The sequence below is a fragment of the Arthrobacter mobilis genome, assembly GCF_012395835.1.
Classification (GTDB): domain Bacteria; phylum Actinomycetota; class Actinomycetes; order Actinomycetales; family Micrococcaceae; genus Crystallibacter; species Crystallibacter mobilis.
Genome location: NZ_JAAZSQ010000003.1, coordinates 66426 through 80384, shown reverse-complemented (window position 1 = coordinate 80384; position 13959 = coordinate 66426). Strand labels below are relative to the sequence as shown.

Genomic DNA, 13959 nt, shown 5'->3' with positions numbered 1-13959 from the left:
GCCGTGATGAATAAGCGCTGCGGAGCCAGATAAATTCCCAGCTCAGGCGTTGATCAGGCCCAAGCCCAGAAGTATATACAACAGCGCTCCCAGGCCGATCCGGTACCAGACGAAGAGCCGGTAGCTGCGTGTGGATACGTAGCGCAGGAACCAGCCGATGATCACGAACCCGACGCCGAAGGCCACGAGCGTGGCCAGCGCGGTCTCTCCCAGCCCGTACGGGCCGGGCTCGCCGAAGCTCTTGGCCAGCTGGAACAGGCCGCTGGCGAACACCGCCGGGATGGCCAGCAGGAACGAATAACGTGCGGCGGCCTCGCGGGTGTAGCCCATCAGCAGCCCGGCGGTAATCGTGCCGCCGGAGCGGGAAACCCCCGGGATCAGTGCCAGCGCCTGCGCGAAGCCGAACAGAATGCCGTGCTTGTAGGTCAGGTTCTCCAGCCTGCGCTTCTGCCGGCCGATGGTGTCGGCGATGGCCAGGAAGAGGCCGAAGACGATCAGCATCGTTGCCACCAGCCACAGGCTGCGGAAGGTGCCCTCGATCTGGTCCTGGAAGAGCAGGCCCAGGATCCCGATGGGCAGCGAGCCGAGGATCACCAGCCAGCCCATCCGCGCGTCAGGATCTTCGCGCGGCAATTTCCCGGTCAGCGAACCGAACCAGGCTTTGACAATCCGGACGATGTCCCGCCAGAAAAAGACGACGACGGCAGTCTCCGTGCCCAGCTGGGTGATGGCGGTGAAGGCCGCTCCAGGGTCGGCCGCGCCGGGCAGGAACTCACCGACGACCCGCAGGTGCGCGCTGGAAGAGATCGGAAGGAATTCTGTCAGGCCTTGGACCAGGCCCAGGATCACCGCTTCTAGCCAATTCACACCTTCGACAATAGGGCACCTGCCGGTGCCGTCCTGCACCGGACACGGCACCGGACACAGCACCGGCAGCCTACACAGGACCGCACAGCCGCCGGTTTACGACCTTCACGCCGGCCTGCTTTAGGCTTGTGGGCTATGAAGCACACGCGTTTGGGCAACAGCGGTCTGAAGGTCCCGTGCCTGTCCCTGGGCACAATGGCCTGGGGGGAAGAGACCAACGAGGAAAGCGCCGGACTGATGCTGCGCAAGTATCTCGATGCCGGCGGCACGCTGATCGACACCGCTGCGCTGTACGCGGACGGCAACAGCGAGGCGATCGTCGGCTCGTTCCTGGGCGAGATGGTCCCCCGTCAGGAAGTCACGCTGGTGTCCAAGGCCGGCGTCGGCCTGTGCAAGGGTGAACGCGAGATCGACGCGTCCCGCGGCGCCATGCTCCGTTCGTTGGATGCCAGCCTGGCCCGGCTGGGAACTGACTACCTGGACCTGTGGCTGGCACATACCTGGGACGCGGAGGTGCCGCTGGAGGAAACCCTCTCGGCCCTGGAGTACGCCGTAACCTCCGGCCGCGCCCGGTACGTGGGCGTCTCCAATTACGCCGGCTGGCAGCTGGCCCGGGCGGCCTGCCTCAGCCGGGTGCCGCTGGTGGCCGTCCAAGCCGAGTACTCGCTGGTCCGCCGCAGCGCCGAACGCGAGCTGATCCCGGCCGCCGCGGCGCTCGGCACCGGGGTGATGGCCTGGGCACCGCTCGGCCGGGGCGTGCTCACCGGCAAGTACCGCGGCGGGGTTCCGGCCGACTCCCGCGGCGCCTCGGAGACACGCTCAGGCTATGTCGCCCCCTACCTGGAACCGCGGCCGTCCAGGATCGTGGACGCCCTGGCCACTGCCGCCCGCGGCCTCGACGCCCAACCGCTGGACCTGGCGTTGAGCTGGGCGCTGCAGCAGCCCGGGATCGACACCGCCGTCATTGGTCCGCGCACGCCGGCACAGCTGGAGCAGATCCTGAAATCGGTGCCGCGGCGTATGCCGGCAGAAATCGTCTCCGCGCTCAACGATATCTCCGCGCCGCCTGCCTGACCGGCCCTGCCCGGGCTACTTCTCCTCGATCTCCAGATCGTCGTCGAACGGGTCCTCGACCTCGTCCGCGTCGTCGAATTCCTCTTCCTCTTCCTCCTCGGCGGACTCGTCGTAGATCACCAGCGGCGTCACTTCGCCATAGGTGTCGTAGAGCGCGTCTTCGTAGGCTTCGAAGGCTTCCATAATGGCCGAGAAGGCCGCTTCGACGTTAGGATCGTCGTCACCGCGCCGGCTGGCAGCAGCAGCCAAATGCTCCTCGAGGGCGGTTGTAAGCGACTGGAGGGCAACACGCGGATCAATACTCATGTAGTAGACGTTAGCCGCATCGGGAAGAATAAGTGAAGAGAATGGGAGGGCAATGAGGGAACAATTTCCGGCCAATGAACCGGCACGCGAGCGCGACTATGCCCGCCAGTACGAGTACCTGATTCTTACGGTCAACAAGGGCGAATCCATCAAGGAAGCCCGGCGCGCCCTGACCGAGCATGCGGAATACGGGAAGTGGGATCTGGTGCGCACGCAGCTGTATATGGGCGGCAGCCGCAAGTACTGGCTGCGGCGCCGGATCCTGCGCGTGGAAGCAACCGTCTGAGGCTCTGCCGGCCTCCCGGCCGTCAGTCCTCGGGCGGACCCAGCCAGGCGGTGGCAATGGTAGCGTGTGCCGACTCGTCATCCGAGGGATGGTAGAGACCGGCCAGCACGTCCCGGTACAGCCGCTCCAGCTCGCTGCCGCGGAAGTAGGCGGACCCGCCGGCGGTCCGCAGGGCCAGCTCCACGACCTGCCTGGCGGTCTCCGTCGCGCGGATCTTGACCCCGGCGAGCTTCGCGAACCAGAAACTGCCGTGGTCCGCCAGGTCGTCCACGTCCCGGGCGATGGATTCCAGCTGCGGGTACAGCCCGTCCATGGCCAGGGCCGCCCCGGCCACATGCCGGCGGATGTCCGGGTCCTGGGCGTAGCTCCTGCCGGTCTTCAGGGACATCCGCCGCTGCGCCGCGTCCACGGCCAGTTCCACCGCCCGCTGCCCGATTCCGGCGTACACGGAGGCCAGCAGGACCTCGAAGGTGGCGAAGATCCCGAAGATCAAGGCGTCGGGGTTCGGGCCGACCGGCAGCTTGCGGAACACCCGGTCCGGGTCGGCCGCCACGCCCTCCAGCACCGTGGTGCAGGACTGGCTGGCCCGCATGCCCAAGGTGTCCCAGTCATCCTTGATGGTGTAGCCCGGCGCCTGCCGGTTGATGAACGCCCAGACCAGCTGCGGGCCGGCCCCGGTGTCGTCCCGGCCGAACACCCCCAGCCGCGTCCAGGCCGGAGACAGGCTGGTGAACACCTTGGTGCCGGTGAAGCTGTAGCCGCCGCCCTCCTGGGGTGCGGCGACGGTCCGCGAGTCGAGGAGCATCTGGTCATTGCCCGCCTCGGAGACCCCGAAGCCGAAAATCTCCCCCTGCCCGGCCTCGCGGAGCACGAATTCGAGGGACTGGTCCCCGCGGGCCTGCAGCACCCGGGCCACCCCGGTCCAGACCAGGTGCATGTTCACCGCCAGCGCGGTGGCCGGGGCCGCCGTGGCCAGCCGCAGCTGGGCGCGCGAAGCGTCCTGCAGCCGGTAGCCGGACCCGCCCCACTCCGCGGGCACGAACATCTTCAGGTAGCCGGCAGCCTGCAGTTCGGCCAGGTCCTCGTGGCAGAAGCTGTTCGCCTCGTCGTAGCCGGCGGCCCGGCCCCGGATCGCCTCCAGCAGTTCGTCGCCGAGCAGTTCCTCCACCCTGGCCATCGGCCTCCCTTCCCGGTCGTAGAGTGGTCAGTGCGAGGGTCCCGCCAGAGAGCGGCCCGGGGTCCCCGCGCGCGGAGCGTGCGGGGCAGGCCGCGAACGGGCGGCGAGGCCGGCACTGCGGGAGCGCGCCACTCCTCTAGTAGGCCACTCCTCTAGTAGGTAGTCAGCAGTCGGTGCAGCACCCGGGTGCCGAACTTGAGCGACTCGACCGGCACGCGCTCATCCACCCCGTGGAACATTCCGGTAAAGTCCAGGTCCTCGGGCAGCTGCAGCGGTGCGAAGCCGTAGCCGGTGATTCCCAGCCGGTGCAGTGCCTTGTTGTCCGTTCCTCCGGAGAGGGTGTAGGGCAGGACGACGGCGTCCGGGTCCTCCGCGCGCAGCGAATCCACCATTGCGTCCACCAGGTTCCCGGAGAACGGCGCCTCCAGCGCAATGTCGTTGTGGACGTAGCTGACCTCGATGCCTTCACCCGCCAGTTCCTTGATCCGGGACAGCACCAGTTCGTCCTGGCCCGGCAAGGGCCGGGCATCGATGCGCGCTTCGGCCAGCCCCGGGATCACATTGTCCTTGTACCCGGCACGAAGCACCGTCGGGTTGGAAGTATTCTGCAGCGTGGCACCGACAAAGCGGGCCACCGAGCCGAGTTCCTTGAGCAGGACGTCCGGATCATCCGGATCAAAAACGACGCCGGTGAGTTCGGTGACGCCGTCGAGGAACCTGCGCGTGGTGTCGGTTAGCTCGATCGGCCACCGGTAGTCGCCGATCCGGGCGACGGCGCGTGCCAGGTTGGTGACGGCATTGTCCTCGCTCAGCTGGGAACCGTGGCCGGCCCGGCCCTGGGCCACCAGGCGCAGCCAGGCCAGGCCCTTTTCCGCCGTCTGCAGGAAGTATGCCCGGCGGCCGCCGAGGGTGGAGGAAAAGCCTCCCACTTCCGAGATGGCCTCCGTCGCGCCGTCGAAAAGTTCCGGCCGGTTCTCCACCGCCCACCGCGCTCCGTAGGTGCCGCCGGCCTCTTCGTCGGCGAAGAATGCGATGACGAGGTCGCGCTTCGGCTTCGCCCCGGTGCGGGCCAGATGGCGGACCACGGAGAGGATCATCGCGTCCATGTCCTTCATGTCCACCGCCCCCCGGCCCCAGATCAGCCCGTCCTTCTCCTCGGCGGCGAACGGGTCCACCGACCAGTCCTGCCGCTGCGCGGGCACAACATCCAGATGGCCGTGCACCACCAGGGCCCCCGCGGATGGATCCTGTCCCTCCATCCGGGCTACCACCGAGGCCCGGCCGGGGCTGGACTCGAATACCTCTGCGGCCAGACCAACCTCCGCCAGCAGCCCTGCAGTGTATTCGGCCGCCGCCCGCTCCCCCGGGCCCTCGTTGTCCCCGAAATTGGAGGTATCGAACCGGATCAGGTCCTGGCAGATGCGGACAACTTCCTCCGCGGGGGACGGTACAGTCATGGCTTCTCCTCGGCGTTGGGTCAGGACCCCAGCCTAGCCGCCGAGGGCCCCGCCCTGAACCTGTGAGGGGCGGGAACCGGCCGGGACCGTGACCGGCCACACACCTGCCCGATTAAGCACTTTCCCAAAAACGTGTTAGAGTTTTTCTCGCTGCTTTCGAGGGAAAAGGCCCAGCCGGTCCCATCGGAATCGACACCTGCGCGGGTGGCGGAATGGCAGACGCGCTAGCTTGAGGTGCTAGTCCTCTTATTGAGGGTGGGGGTTCAAGTCCCCCTCCGCGCACAGGGAAAAACCCCGGAAATCCAAGGATTTCCGGGGTTTTCTTTTGCCTGCCGCCCACGCGAGGCCCAAAATGAACCGCCGTCGCGGACTCCGGGTGCATAGTCTTCCGATGGCCTCACAGATGCACCATCCCTCGACGCACGAGTCCGGACGGGGTCGTCCAGGAAGGGCAACGCCTCACCGTCTGCGCAACCCCGGCAGCTCGTCGGACTTATCACCGGATTTCCCGGCTTCGGGCATCTTCGCAGCCTCCGATGGCGGAAGCTGCGAAGGCAGCTCCGGCGGCGGCGGAGGCTTCGACCAACAGCCCTCGAAGGTCGGTCCCATGACCGGCCTTTTTTCCATTTCCGCCCGCAGACAGAGGCCGGACCGTCCGCCCCCTGCCAGGGACCGGCCGAAAGTCTGTGCCCCTCGCTGAATCCGCTGCGCCGCGATCGTTGCGCGCCATCACCGTCAAGGAGCACCGCCACCGGAAGAAAACTTTGACCGCGGGTGCTGCGGACCTGGGTCCACACCGCGTGTCGACCAGCAGGACCGGCCTCGCCGCGCGTACCCTACCAACACCCGATGCAAGGAGCAGCCGATGTCCCTGGACATTGCAGCAATCATCATCGTCATCGCGGCGGCCGTCATGCCCGTCGCTCTCCACCTCCTGGCCAAGCGCAGGCGGAAACAGGAACGCCTTCACCTCCGTGTGCGGTCGGGCTACGCGCCGCGGCACTTCTCCCCCTGAAGCCGGTTGCCCGCTGACCCCTATGTATGCGGGCGGCACGGATCGCTCACCTAGATTGGGGGTACCGGTGTCCGTACGCCCGGCTGCACACTGGCGTTGTCCGGGGTATCCAGGCGCCGAGGCCTGACCATCAGGAGGAGACATGAACACCGCCCTCAGTGAGTCCATCGAGCGGTTTACCGCCGACCCCGCAGCCGGGCAGATTTCACCCAAGGTGACTGCGACGCTGGCCGAGGGCCGCACCCGGCTGGCCGCCGGCCCGTTCAGCTGGGAGACCGACCTGCCGCAGCCGGTCGGCGGACGCAATGAGTCACCCAGCCCCACGGCATATCTGCTCGGTGCCCTGGCCGGATGCGCCGTGGTCTTCATCAGCGACACCCTCGCTCCCCAGTTTGATGTGGACATCACCGAGCTGAGTGCCACGGCAAGCTGCAACACAAGCCTCGCGGGCCTTCTGGGCGTCGAGGGTGCCGGACCCGACCTGCAGCAGCTGCGCATTGAGATCAAGGTGTCGTCGACAAGCCCGGCGGACCGCGTGGAGGCGATGCAGCAGGCCTGGCTGCAGCGCTGCCCTGTCTACCTCGCCTTGCGCAACCCCAACGACGTCGAGGTCAACTTCACATCGGCGTAGCCCCGGACAGAACTCGCTTCATCATGCGGTGGGCAGCTGGTGACAGGCAGGCGTGCTGCAGCGGCAGGGGCGAGCGGATCGGCGCACCAAGATTCGGGGTGCCTGCGACCGGATGTCCGGCTGCAAACTGACTTGGTTGGGGCCGGACTAGTAAAGCATCCTCACGTTTTCCTCCGGGACGAAATGCTGGTGGGCGCGGCATCGGGTTTTCCGAGTACGTGCCGGCCTTGGATGAGGAAGCACCGCTGGTCAGAGTTCGTCCATGGGCCGTATTTCCGGGTCCTCGAGGATGTCAGGCTTCGTGGTTGGATTCCCCTGCGCACGAATGACCGCCGGCACCGCAGCAGGACCGCGAGCGCGCCCGGATCGTCCTCCCCGGCCCCTTCCAGCACCACCACGCAGCCGCCCCGTTCCGGGCTCCTCACTCAACCAGGCCCGTCTGTTCGAAGCCCGCAGAGTGCTTAACGGTCCCGACGCTACCTATCGGCTTGGACCCGAGGACCTGTCATGACTCCGTTGACATATACCCCATAGGGGTATAGTCTCGAAGCTACCGGAACACCACGTCACAGCCCGGCCCAACCGAACCGGACCGGGCAAACGCAGTGAAGGTCCCCGCTGTGCGGCCAGGCGAAGTGCCATCTCAAGGCACCTGGCGCTTCCAAACGCCGCGGACTCAGTACCTGTGCCGAGCAGGTTGCCATGAGCAGCCGGCCCTTGCCGTCCTCGTCCATGTGCACCGCCGTCGGGGCTGCCGATTACCCCCTCGACGGATCCTGACCCGGTCCCGGCCATTCCGCATTGCCGGGAACAAACAAAGGAACACCATGAACAGCCCCCGCGACAGCGGACATGACCATCCTCCGGTAACCGGCAGCGAACAGGGCCGCGTACATTCAGGACACGGCACCATGGACCACAGCATGCACGGGCAGGCGATGCCAGACGGCCATGGGCGCTCCGCCGCCGGCGCCGTGGACGAGGACCACGCCGTCCACAGGCACGGCCAGCATGCCGGGCACAGCACGGCCATGTTCAGGAGCAAATTCTGGCTGAGCCTGGTCCTGTCCGTCCCGGTCGTGCTCTTCAGCCCGATGTTCGCCCACTTGCTCGGCTATCAGCTGCCCCGGTTCCCCGGCTCTGCCTGGATACCTCCCGTGCTGGGGACCGTGATTTTCTGCTACGGCGGCACACCCTTCCTCAAGGGCGGCTGGAAGGAACTGAAGTCGCGCCAGCCGGGCATGATGCTGCTCATCAGCATGGCCATCACGGTGGCCTTCGTTGCTTCCTGGGCCACGACGCTGGGCATTGGCGGGTTCAACCTGGACTTCTGGTGGGAACTGGCGCTGCTGATCGTCATCATGCTGCTGGGCCACTGGATGGAGATGCGCGCCCTCGGCTCCGCCCAAGGGGCGCTGGACGCTCTGGCGGCCCTGCTGCCGGACGAGGCGGAGAAGGTGGACGACGACGGCGCCGTCACCGCGGTACCGACCAGCGCCTTGGCGGCCGGCGACGTTGTGCTGGTGCGCTCCGGTGCCCGGGTACCTGCCGACGGCGAAATCATCGCGGGCGAGGCCGGATTCGACGAATCAATGATTACCGGTGAATCCAGGACGGTCGGCCGGGGCCCGGGGGATCCGGTGGTCGCCGGCACGGTGGCCACGGACAACGCGGTGCGGGTCAAAGTCACCGCAGTCGGCGGGGACACGGCACTGGCCGGGATCCAGCGTCTGGTCGCCGAAGCCCAGGCATCCTCCTCCCGGGCCCAAGCCCTGGCGGACCGCGCCGCGGCCTTGCTGTTCTACTTCGCTGTGGCCGCCGGCATCGTCACGTTCACCACTTGGACGCTGCTGGGCGTCCTCGGCGATGCGGTGGTGAGGACCGTGACGGTGCTGGTCATTGCCTGCCCGCATGCCCTGGGGCTGGCCATCCCGCTGGTGATCGCCATCTCTACCGAGCGTGCAGCCCGATCCGGCGTGCTGATCAAGAACCGCATGGCGCTGGAACGGATGCGCACCGTCGATGTGGTCCTGTTCGACAAGACCGGCACCCTGACCGAAGGCACACACGTGGTCACCGGGACCGCCGCCGTCGCACCGGTCACGGACGCGGAACTGCTGGCACTGGCCGCCGCCGTCGAATCCGACAGCGAGCACCCGGTGGCCCGTGCCATCGTACAGGCCGCCGGGCAGAACCAGGATGCGCTCCGGCTCGGGCTCGCCGGCTCCGGTTTCTCGTCCATGACCGGACGGGGCGTGCGTGCCACGGTCGCCGGCTCGGACGTTGCGGTGGGCGGGCCGAACATGCTCCGCGAGTTCGGTCTCGCAACACCGCCGGACATTGCGCCGGACGTCCAGGCATGGCTGGACCGCGGCGCGGGCGTCCTGCACGTAGTGCGCGACGGACGGATAGTCGGCGCGCTCGCGCTCGAGGACAAGGTCCGCGACGAATCACGTGCCGCAGTGAAGGCCTTGCAGGCACGGGGCCTGAGGGTCGCCATGGTCACCGGAGACGCACACCAGGTGGCCGCCGCCGTGGGCCGGGACCTGGGCATCGACGAGGTCTTTGCCGAAGTCCTGCCGCAGGACAAGGACAAGAAGGTTTCCGAACTGCAGCAGCGCGGCCTGAAGGTGGCGATGGTCGGCGACGGAGTGAACGACTCCCCTGCCCTGGCCCGTGCCGACGTCGGAATCGCGATCGGCGCCGGTACGGATGTTGCGGTGGAATCGGCCGGCGTCGTGCTGGCCGGCAATGACCCGCGCTCGGTGCTGGCCATGGTCGAATTGTCGCGGGCCAGCTACCGCAAGATGGTCCAGAACCTGCTCTGGGCCACCGGGTACAACGTCGTGGCTGTGCCTCTGGCCGCCGGTGTGCTGGCCTTCGCCGGCGTCGCCATCTCCCCGGCAGCGGCCGCCGTGCTGATGTCCGTATCCACCATCGTGGTGGCGCTGAACGCCCAGTTGCTGCGCCGGATCGATCTGGACCCCGCACGGATCCGGTAGCCGGCGGATGGGGCGGCCACGCTGGTCTGGGTCCGGCCGAAGACGGTGGAGATAATGGCAGGGAAGGTGAGGTTCCCATCCCTCCGTAGAGCAGAACACCCTCTAAAGGACACACCGGTCATGAAGCGCTACCTTTGGCTGTCCGCCGTAACCGTCGCCGCCGCCGCCCTGTCCGGCTGCGGCGCAACGGATACCGATTCAGCTGCCACCGCCCCGGCAGCATCCCCGGCCGCCACGCCTTCCTCCGCAGCGGCCGGACACAACAGCGCGGACGTCATGTTCGCGCAGATGATGATTCCGCACCACCAGCAGGCCATCCAGATGAGCGACATCATGTTGGCCAAGGAAGGGATCGACCCCCGGGTCACCGAACTGGCCGAGCGGATCAAGGCGGCCCAGGCCCCCGAGATTAAGACGATGCAGGGCTGGCTGGCGGCATGGGACAGTCCCGCACCCGATCCGGGCGGCCACGACATGGGCGGCGCGCATGGAGAGGACATGGGCGGCGGAATGTCCGGCATGCTGAACCAGGACGAGCTTAACCGTCTCGAAGGCGCCGAGGGATCCGACGCCGCGGAACTGTTCCTCACCCAAATGATCGCCCACCACGAAGGCGCGGTGCAGATGGCCGGGCAGCAGGCACGGAACGGCTCCAATCCTGAGGCGGTCGCCCTGGCCAAGGCCATCGTCGAAGACCAAAAGGCGGAGATCCGGGAAATGGAGGACCTGCTGGCCGCCCTCTGACGGCCGTGAGCCTAGGGACTGTCCCCGCCGGCCACCCGGTTCCGGGCTTGGTTGGAAGCTGCCGAGACCAGCCGTTCCAGCGGTCCGGCGCCGGCCAGGTTCCGCCACAATACCCCCGCTACCAAGGCGGCCCCGACCTGCAGGCCGAAGGACTCGAACGGCCGGGCCCCGAGCATCCCGGTGGCCAGGAACAGCAGGTGCGCAGAATAGAGGGTCAGCGTCATACTGCCGGCGGGCGCCAGGACGGCCAGGACCTGGTGAAGGTGCCTGCCGGCGGCAAGCAGGGTTCCCAGTGCGATCATGGCCGTGCCAATCGTATGCAGCAGTTCCAGCGGCATCGAGGAATAAGGGCTGGCGGCTATCAGCCACCACCATGAATCCTCGGAAATATCCGGGTCGTAGCCATCCACCAGCAGCCGGACGATCTCCCCAGCGGAGAGGTCCTCGACAACTGACAGCAACAGGCCGGAGACGAGCCAGCATCCCGCAGCGAGCACGAACCCGAAACCCAGCAGCAGCACCGTCGTCCGCCGGGACCTCAGGTCCATCCGGCCGCTGGCCAGCCCGGCGCACATATATGCCATCCAGGGCACGGCGGGATAGCCGCCGGTGAACAGCAGCTGGCCGAGGGACAGGAAGGGATCTTCGGCCAAGGTGCTGAAAGTGGGATTGTCGTTATCCGGCACCGGCAGCAGCGGGCGCAGGGCCAGCAGCAGAACCGGACCTGCCAGCGCAAAAACCGCCGCCAGTATCGCCAGCGTCCGTGGGCGCAGGCCCAAAAGCGGCACTGCCAGCAGGAACATGGCCCCGTAGAAGGCCAGGATAATGTCGACCCCCGGGTCCGCGTAGCCCAGGAGCAGGCCGATGGCCATGATGACGACGGCGCGGACAGCCACCCCTGTCCTGGCCGCAGCCAGGGGGCGCCCCGTCAGGCGCCTCGTGCCGCCGGAGCTGAAGGCCAGCGACACACCGGCCAGCAGGGCGAACAGCGCCGAGGCCCGTCCGGCGAACAGCATCCAGGTCAGCGTCGGCTCGTCCTTGAAATTGACTTCCGGCAGCACATGCACGCCCATCATGCCGATCAGTGCCAGGCACCGTGCGGCATCGACCGCCAGGATGCGCGGTTTCCTTGCGGGCGGGCCGGTTCCGGCGGCAATAGTCCGGTCTGCAGCCCCCGCAGGCTCCGTCACACTGCTGTTCTTCCACGCACCGGAAGCCCCCTACTGGTACCAGAACCAGCCCGGTGGAGCCCAGGACGACGACACTTCGCGGTCACCGTTTCCGCCGCATTGGCTGCAGGTATAGCTGGCGCTGGCAGCACTCCACTGGCAGTTTTGCGTCAGCCGTGCCGGCACATACTCCCCGAAGGTCAAATAGTCCCCGCTGCCGCAGTCCGCGCAGCACGGCTTGTCCTGCCGCACCGGCGGTGCGGCAGGAGCCGGCCAGGCCTGCGGCCCGGAAACAGTCAACGCCGCCTTGTCCTCCTTGGGTGCGGCTGCGCGCCGTTGCGCAGCCCGGGCAGCCTCCGTCGTCGTGCCCGGGATGCCGCTACGCCGACAGCCGGGCAAGGCCGCGGACCGTCGGCAACTGCGGTACCGGGTCCACTACCCGCAGGTGGCACTTGCCCCGGGCAGGGTCGACCTGCTCGGGCAGGCGGCCCGAATCGCAGCTCTGATGCAGGTCCGCCAGGGCTTCCGCTTCGGCGGAGGCCTTGCTCAGGTCCACTTCCAGCCGCAAGTTGGGACGGATCGAGTTCGTGCGTCGAATAAGCGAATACAGAGCGGTGAGCGTGTGCAGGTCCACTTTCCCCAAGACCTTGATTCTGGCCGTTTCGCAACCCAGGTCGAAACGGACAACTACACGAAGCTTTTGGACCATGGCACTTCTTTCATGAGTTCCGCTGCTTATCCCGACCCATGCTAATTGCGCTTATGTGACGTAGGCAACATTTTTTCGCTGCCTGCGGCATGTTGCGACATATTCCGCCCCCGGTGCCGGCTGGCGGGCCGCGCGCCGGCCGTGGGCGCCGGGGGCCAGCGGACGAAAAGCGGCCCCGGCAATACCTGCCGGGACCGCTTGCTGGCCTGCCTTCCGCCCGGCGGCCGGGCGGGAGGACTAGTCAGGCATGGGTGTGGCCGTGGGACCGGCCTGTCACCATGCCGTAGATGCCTGCGACGATCAGGCCGCCGATGATGGCGAGGATCCAGGTGCCAAGGTCGAAGAACCCTTCGACGCCGGTGCCGAACAGCGCGCTACCGATCCATCCGCCGACAATGGCTCCGACGACGCCGAGGACCAGGCTGGTAACCCAGCCGCCTCCCACGCGGCCCGGCATGATCGCCTTCACGATCGCGCCAACAATCAGGCCAAGAATAATCCAAGCGATGATTCCCATGACTGCTCCTTTCAAGGCAACACAGATCAGGCGAAAGCCTGCTGAATGGTTTCACGCGGCCGGACCCGCATACTCCCGATGCCGGCCTGCGGCTATGGAACCTGCTTGAGTGTCACTCGACTCCTTTCGGGACGGCATTCCGGCGCCTCAGGCCAGCACGTAAACCCGGCCGGCACTTGCCGTCGTCACGGTTGCACCGGGCTGCCGGTCCAATTCCTAAGCATGCTTCCCTTATTAGTTGTGCCACACGCGTACCGGCTGCGCAAGACCTCCGGCCCCGTCCCAACGCCCCTGGCGGCAAGCTGGCGGAAAATGCGGGAATATCTGCCACCACTTCCGGCGCTTTTCATAAGACCCCTTATTACAATGAAAAATCCATCGCCGTTACACATGGGGAAGAGTTATGGACGACCCAACACTGGCAGGAACCCTGCAGCACGTCCTGGTGCCGCGCACTTTCGGCCGGCACAACACCGGCACCGCGGAGTTCATCATCCTTTCCGTGGAGATCTGGACCACCGGACTGGTCGTCAACATGCAGGTCCGCTCAGCCGCCGGACCGCAATTCCGACGTCCCGGCATCGTGGTGGAAGACCACCTCGGTACCGTCTATACGCGCAAGGGTTCGGTGAGCCTGGGGGCCCGGCACCTGCAGTACTTCGAGCCGTCGGTGCCGGAAGGAATCCGCACCCTGACCATCAAGTGCGAGGATTCGGAGGGGATCCACCAGGTCCTGTTCGTTGCCGTTCCGTCGCCGCGCGGCATGAAGGGTGGCAGGCTCAAGGTCCGGAACATGGCCCGCCCGGCCATCGGCACGGACACCGAACAGGAAGCCAGCTAGCACCGAGGGCCCCGCCGCGAGCGAAGCGAGTGGTGGGAAGGTGCGACGCGCCAGCGCCGAGAGGCCTTAGGCGGCAGCCTGCTGCCGGTCCGGCGACCGGGGCTGCCCGCCACTCCCCTGTGACTTCTTGACAACAGCCCCGGGCCTGATACGTTCAAAACTAA

Annotated in this window: 14 protein-coding genes and 1 tRNA gene; 8 read left to right on the top strand and 7 right to left on the bottom strand. The window is 67.0% G+C overall.

Features of this window, described 5'->3' with window-relative positions:
* Positions 1-42: 42 nt before the first annotated feature.
* Positions 43-867, bottom strand: a complete 825-nt coding sequence (locus HGG74_RS05175) for an undecaprenyl-diphosphate phosphatase (RefSeq protein WP_168485286.1) — start codon at positions 865-867, stop codon at positions 43-45.
* Positions 868-1002: 135 nt separating this feature from the next.
* Between HGG74_RS05175 and HGG74_RS05170 the strand changes: the two genes are divergently transcribed.
* Positions 1003-1941, top strand: a complete 939-nt coding sequence (locus HGG74_RS05170) for an aldo/keto reductase (RefSeq protein WP_168485285.1) — start codon at positions 1003-1005, stop codon at positions 1939-1941.
* Positions 1942-1956: 15 nt separating this feature from the next.
* On the opposite strand, the gene HGG74_RS05165 is transcribed toward HGG74_RS05170, so the two are convergent.
* Positions 1957-2247 (bottom strand): hypothetical protein, encoded by a 291-nt coding sequence (locus tag HGG74_RS05165; protein ID WP_168485284.1) that lies wholly within the window; start codon positions 2245-2247, stop codon positions 1957-1959.
* Between the two features lie 52 nt (positions 2248-2299).
* Between HGG74_RS05165 and HGG74_RS05160 the strand changes: the two genes are divergently transcribed.
* Positions 2300-2533 (top strand): DUF5703 family protein, encoded by a 234-nt coding sequence (locus HGG74_RS05160; protein WP_168485283.1) that lies wholly within the window; start codon positions 2300-2302, stop codon positions 2531-2533.
* 22 nt (positions 2534-2555) lie between these two features.
* Here HGG74_RS05160 and HGG74_RS05155 read toward each other — a convergent pair whose 3' ends face one another.
* Positions 2556-3710 carry an acyl-CoA dehydrogenase family protein gene (locus tag HGG74_RS05155; RefSeq protein WP_168485282.1) on the bottom strand — a complete coding sequence of 385 codons (1155 nt, stop codon included), beginning with the start codon at positions 3708-3710 and terminating at the stop codon, positions 2556-2558.
* A gap of 152 nt (positions 3711-3862) precedes the next feature.
* Entirely contained in the window at positions 3863-5167 is a 1305-nt protein-coding gene (locus HGG74_RS05150) for a M20/M25/M40 family metallo-hydrolase (RefSeq protein WP_168485281.1), read from the bottom strand.
* Positions 5168-5365: 198 nt separating this feature from the next.
* On the opposite strand from HGG74_RS05150, the gene HGG74_RS05145 reads away from it, so the two are divergent.
* From HGG74_RS05145 to HGG74_RS05125, 5 genes are all read left to right on the top strand, one after another.
* Positions 5366-5449 (top strand) — tRNA-Leu (locus HGG74_RS05145).
* Between the two features lie 583 nt (positions 5450-6032).
* A complete protein-coding gene (locus HGG74_RS05140; RefSeq protein WP_168485280.1) occupies positions 6033-6182 on the top strand; it encodes a hypothetical protein in 150 nt (49 codons plus the stop codon).
* Positions 6183-6324: 142 nt separating this feature from the next.
* Entirely contained in the window at positions 6325-6813 is a 489-nt protein-coding gene (locus HGG74_RS05135) for an OsmC family protein (RefSeq protein ID WP_168485279.1), read from the top strand.
* Positions 6814-7640: 827 nt separating this feature from the next.
* Positions 7641-9815, top strand: coding sequence for a copper-translocating P-type ATPase (locus tag HGG74_RS05130; protein WP_168485278.1), 2175 nt, complete (start codon positions 7641-7643; stop codon positions 9813-9815).
* Positions 9816-9935: 120 nt separating this feature from the next.
* A complete protein-coding gene (locus HGG74_RS05125) occupies positions 9936-10559 on the top strand; it encodes a DUF305 domain-containing protein (RefSeq protein WP_168485277.1) in 624 nt (207 codons plus the stop codon).
* Positions 10560-10570: 11 nt separating this feature from the next.
* Here the strand turns inward: HGG74_RS05125 and HGG74_RS05120 are convergent, their stop codons facing one another.
* The 3 genes from HGG74_RS05120 to HGG74_RS05110 all read right to left on the bottom strand — a co-directional run bounded on the left by HGG74_RS05120 (position 10571) and on the right by HGG74_RS05110 (position 12954).
* Positions 10571-11749: a heparan-alpha-glucosaminide N-acetyltransferase domain-containing protein gene (locus HGG74_RS05120; protein ID WP_168485276.1), complete on the bottom strand. Its 1179-nt coding sequence runs from the start codon at positions 11747-11749 to the stop codon at positions 10571-10573.
* A 358-nt stretch (positions 11750-12107) separates the two neighbouring features.
* Positions 12108-12371: a hypothetical protein gene (locus tag HGG74_RS05115; protein ID WP_205761408.1), complete on the bottom strand. Its 264-nt coding sequence runs from the start codon at positions 12369-12371 to the stop codon at positions 12108-12110.
* A gap of 307 nt (positions 12372-12678) precedes the next feature.
* Positions 12679-12954 (bottom strand): GlsB/YeaQ/YmgE family stress response membrane protein, encoded by a 276-nt coding sequence (locus HGG74_RS05110; RefSeq protein ID WP_168485274.1) that lies wholly within the window; start codon positions 12952-12954, stop codon positions 12679-12681.
* Between the two features lie 403 nt (positions 12955-13357).
* Between HGG74_RS05110 and HGG74_RS05105 the strand changes: the two genes are divergently transcribed.
* On the top strand, positions 13358-13795 hold the full coding sequence (locus tag HGG74_RS05105; protein ID WP_168485273.1) for a hypothetical protein: 438 nt from the start codon (positions 13358-13360) through the stop codon (positions 13793-13795).
* Positions 13796-13959: the final 164 nt, after the last annotated feature.

Coding starts and splice junctions, on each gene's coding strand:
- HGG74_RS05170 (WP_168485285.1), top strand. CDS start 1,003: ATGAAGCACACGCGTTTGGGCAACAGCGGTCTGAAGGTCCCGTGCCTG.
- HGG74_RS05165 (WP_168485284.1), bottom strand. CDS start 2,247: ATGAGTATTGATCCGCGTGTTGCCCTCCAGTCGCTTACAACCGCCCTC.
- HGG74_RS05160 (WP_168485283.1), top strand. CDS start 2,300: ATGAGGGAACAATTTCCGGCCAATGAACCGGCACGCGAGCGCGACTAT.
- HGG74_RS05155 (WP_168485282.1), bottom strand. CDS start 3,710: ATGGCCAGGGTGGAGGAACTGCTCGGCGACGAACTGCTGGAGGCGATC.
- HGG74_RS05150 (WP_168485281.1), bottom strand. CDS start 5,167: ATGACTGTACCGTCCCCCGCGGAGGAAGTTGTCCGCATCTGCCAGGAC.
- HGG74_RS05140 (WP_168485280.1), top strand. CDS start 6,033: ATGTCCCTGGACATTGCAGCAATCATCATCGTCATCGCGGCGGCCGTC.
- HGG74_RS05135 (WP_168485279.1), top strand. CDS start 6,325: ATGAACACCGCCCTCAGTGAGTCCATCGAGCGGTTTACCGCCGACCCC.
- HGG74_RS05130 (WP_168485278.1), top strand. CDS start 7,641: ATGAACAGCCCCCGCGACAGCGGACATGACCATCCTCCGGTAACCGGC.
- HGG74_RS05125 (WP_168485277.1), top strand. CDS start 9,936: ATGAAGCGCTACCTTTGGCTGTCCGCCGTAACCGTCGCCGCCGCCGCC.
- HGG74_RS05110 (WP_168485274.1), bottom strand. CDS start 12,954: ATGGGAATCATCGCTTGGATTATTCTTGGCCTGATTGTTGGCGCGATC.
- HGG74_RS05105 (WP_168485273.1), top strand. CDS start 13,358: ATGGACGACCCAACACTGGCAGGAACCCTGCAGCACGTCCTGGTGCCG.